This is a genomic window from Erythrobacter sp. MTPC3, assembly GCF_042854385.1.
Classification (GTDB): Bacteria; Pseudomonadota; Alphaproteobacteria; order Sphingomonadales; family Sphingomonadaceae; genus Erythrobacter.
Window position 1 is genome coordinate 1 of sequence record NZ_BTGP01000029.1, and the last position, 2,652, is coordinate 2,652.

Consider the following 2,652-nt stretch of genomic DNA (forward strand, 5'->3'; position numbering starts at 1 on the left):
TCCGCCGTAGCTGGATGATTCCCGCAACGACTGCAACGCAGTCGATCAATCAGCTCGTAGGCGAGGGTGGAGCGCGCAACTCGGTGCCGCGCGGCAAATTGGCCAAGCTGTTCGCTCACTGCATGGCCGCACCCGCAGCAAATCCGCAGCCAGCAATTTTCCCGATACCAGAGCGGGTCAACCGGCTTCGGGCGATGATAATTAGCGGCCATGCAGGCAATGAAGCACCGCGCCCCAGGAAGAGGTCAAGAGCCATGATCGGAATGTTGCGCCGGAACGGCAAAAAGGGCGCGCTGTGGAAACAGCGCGCCCCGATTTTTGGACCCAAAGACTGACTTTGTAAGGGGGCCGATGGCGCGGGGGCGCGCCATCGGCCTGCACATCAAGCGGAACGGGACATTTCGCCTTCGTCCTCGTCCTGCTTGGGTGAAACCTTCTTAGACTGCATCGGCTGCGGAATCCAGTCCGATGGCAGGCGGTCGGCCATCGCAACAGCGAGGTCCGCGCCCTTCATCTTCTTGCAGTTCTCAACGGCTCCGTCGCCGCATTCCTGCGCCAGCACTTCAAGCATCTTGCCTTTCCGCATCCGGTCGAAAAAGGCGACGGGCGGGGTCCAGGTGCGGCTCATGTCGAGACTGGCCGCATCGGCGTAGGTGTCGGCATTGGCAATGCGCTTGTCGGCGCTGTAGCCGTGCGGAATTGTGGCGTTGAGGCTCGATGCAACAAGGGCCGCGAGTAGCTGCATCTTGTCATCCTCGGCCATTGCCCTGATTGCCTCGAACCTGCCAGCGGCGGGAATATCGGCAAAGCGTTCCACCATCGAATCTTCCACGCGCCGGATCGTGCTGTTGGTCATAAGGTCATCGTCAACGGCAGGGCGGGTTTGCTGGGCTGCGATCTGCGAGGCTAGATCGTAGGAATAGGCACCATGCACAAGCTGGGCGGTGAGGGTGTCCAGCAGCACGTCTAGCGCCAGCGCGGGGTCGCTCGCAACGGCCTCCTGCAAGGCCAGTGTGCGAATGCCGGTAAGCTGCTCGACCAGCGCCTTGGAATATGGCCCTTCATCGGCCTTGGCCTTCTTCTCCCCGCTGCCAGCCCCTTCGCGCTGCAACCGGACATGGCGGGTCTGCAAGGCTCCCGCATGGTCAAGATAGGCATAAACCGCGTTCTGTTCCCGCAATTCGGCGGGGAAGGACAAGCGGGCCTGCTCGATCTGTTCCAGTTCGTCGTGCAACTGCTCAAGTTCCTCGCCGGTCGGTTCGCTGTCCTCGATTTCAGCAATGCGCTCGTGCAGTTCCTCGATCCGCGCCGCTTCCTCGTCGGTCGCATCGCGCTTGACGGGGAAAAGGGAGGGGAGCGAATAGAGGTTGTAGGGGTGCGAAAGCGAAACCTCGACCTGCTTCCAGCCCAAGTCCCTCAATTCCTGCTCAACGCCTTCCAGCTTCGCAATGGCCAGCTTTTCGACCAGTTCGGCGTCATCGGCATAACCATCGCCCTGCTTTGCAAAGAGGTCGGCGGTGATCGTGCCGCCAGCCTCGGCGTATGCCTCGGCTCCGACAAAGATAAACAGGCCATCGCCGGTCGCCAGCTTGTCGTCGGTGAGGGCTTCGCGGATTTTCCATGCCCGGTCGCCATGTGCTTCAAAAAGCTGCTCCTGCAAGGCGTGGTCATCGGTCACGGTGAGCGCGCGGGCTGTCTCGATGCTCAAGCGATCCTCGCCCATTGCATCGAGCAATGAGGGGGCGAGTGCGCCAAGCGCCAGCAGCTTGCGAACGTGCGAAACCGAATAGCCGAACCGCGCCGCAATATCCTCGGCGCTCTGGCCCTTGGCTCGCAATTCATTGAATGCCCTGACGCTATCGGCGGGGTGCATCGCTTCGCGCTGTGCGTTCTCGGACAGCGACAATTCAATAGCGTCGGCCTTCGTGCGAATGGTGACGGGAACCGGATAATCCGCCTCGATCTTGCCTGCTTCGCGCAAGGCTTCCAGTGCGCGCAAGCGCCGCCCGCCAAAGAAAACACGGTGCTTTCCGCGCTCTTTGTAAACGCCAAGATTCTGCATGATGCCATTGGCCGCGATGTTGGCCGCAAGCTGCTCGATCCCCTCCGCGCTCGGTGCCACGCGCCTGACATTGGCGGGGGCGAGGGTGAGGGTGGAGAGCGCAACGGTGCTGGTGGTGGTCTTTGTCATGGTCGTAAATCCTGAATGAATGGGGGAGGTCCAGGGCGGCACGACTGCCGCCCCGGTGATGGCCGATCAGTATTCGTCGGCCCGAAGAATGGTGAGGATGCGGTATGTTACTGACGGGTCGGCGGGGTCATCCGATCCGTAAACAAGCGCCTGATCGTAATAGTCGATCTTCCAGTAGCAGCGCGTTTCCTTCCAATCGAAGATACCGAAATCGCGCTGGCCGTAGGGGTCATTGTCGCCTGTGAAATCGGAGTAATCGCGCACGATCCGCAGCAGGTTGCCTTGATCGAACCAGAACGGCGATGCGGCGCTATCTTCGATCATGGCTTGAATGCCCTGTGTCATCACGATCCTGCCCAGCAGGTTGTTGTTAGGGCTGGCCCGCAAGCGGTCATTGAGAACCGCCACGCGCTCGGCGTATGCTTCCCGTTCTTCGGGGGTCATCTGTGCGAAATTGGTCA

General features: G+C 60.9%; 3 protein-coding genes. 1 reads left to right on the forward strand and 2 read right to left on the reverse strand.

Annotation, left to right across the window (positions count from 1 at the left end; translation table 11 throughout):
• The coding region (locus ACGHU1_RS16790; RefSeq protein ID WP_390588848.1) for a hypothetical protein at window positions 1-335 on the forward strand (335 nt) is incomplete at its 5' end.
• 47 nt (window positions 336-382) lie between these two features.
• On the opposite strand, the gene ACGHU1_RS16795 is transcribed toward ACGHU1_RS16790, so the two are convergent.
• Both ACGHU1_RS16795 and ACGHU1_RS16800 read right to left on the reverse strand, forming a co-directional pair.
• Window positions 383-2,191: a ParB/RepB/Spo0J family partition protein gene (locus tag ACGHU1_RS16795; protein WP_390588851.1), complete on the reverse strand. Its 1,809-nt coding sequence runs from the start codon at window positions 2,189-2,191 to the stop codon at window positions 383-385.
• 66 nt (window positions 2,192-2,257) lie between these two features.
• Window positions 2,258-2,652, reverse strand: a 395-nt coding sequence (locus tag ACGHU1_RS16800) for a DUF3768 domain-containing protein (protein WP_390588854.1), incomplete at its 5' end; no start/stop codon positions are given.